This window comes from Vibrio sp. 10N.222.55.B11 (assembly GCF_041473705.1).
GTDB lineage: Bacteria > Pseudomonadota > Gammaproteobacteria > Enterobacterales > Vibrionaceae > Vibrio > Vibrio crassostreae_C.
The window spans coordinates 1-431 of record NZ_JBFRST010000172.1 but is presented as its reverse complement, the minus strand read 5'-3'; the positions used below and the strand labels follow the sequence as shown (position 1 = coordinate 431).

At 42.9% G+C, this 431-nt stretch carries 1 pseudogene; it reads left to right on the top strand.

The features are described 5' to 3' along the window. A pseudogene (locus tag AB4503_RS25595) lies at positions 1 to 302 on the top strand (hypothetical protein); the annotation flags it as partial. Positions 303 to 431 lie beyond the last annotated feature (129 nt).

The following is a 431-nucleotide window of genomic DNA, read 5'->3' as shown; positions in this document are numbered from 1 at the left end:
GTTTGCATACTGCGTATTTTAAAAATGCTACGAATCAAAAACGCCTAGGTGGTGGAAGCTGGTTCTGTATGCGCGACACCATGGCACTCGACCCAAGGCGTCACCCTGAGTTTATTGTAGATCTCATCTGGAAGGTGTTAGATAAAACGGCAAAAATCGATCCAGAAGGTTTTAGACAAGGAAATTATGCAGCAGCTTTTAGTGTAGACACGGCAACTGTCATTAACTACGGCTTACAAACCGAATACCCTTGCTACAGCCCTATCCCTAAATCGTTACAATTTAACGGCTGGAAATATTAATCTCGGCATAGGATATCCATCGAGAGTGAATGTAATTTCAGGTATAAGGCCAGTACGAGAGAGTAGGAACGGGTTAAATGTCTTTATTCTAGACTAGGTATTCATTGGCCGCTGCTTGGGCACAAAAAC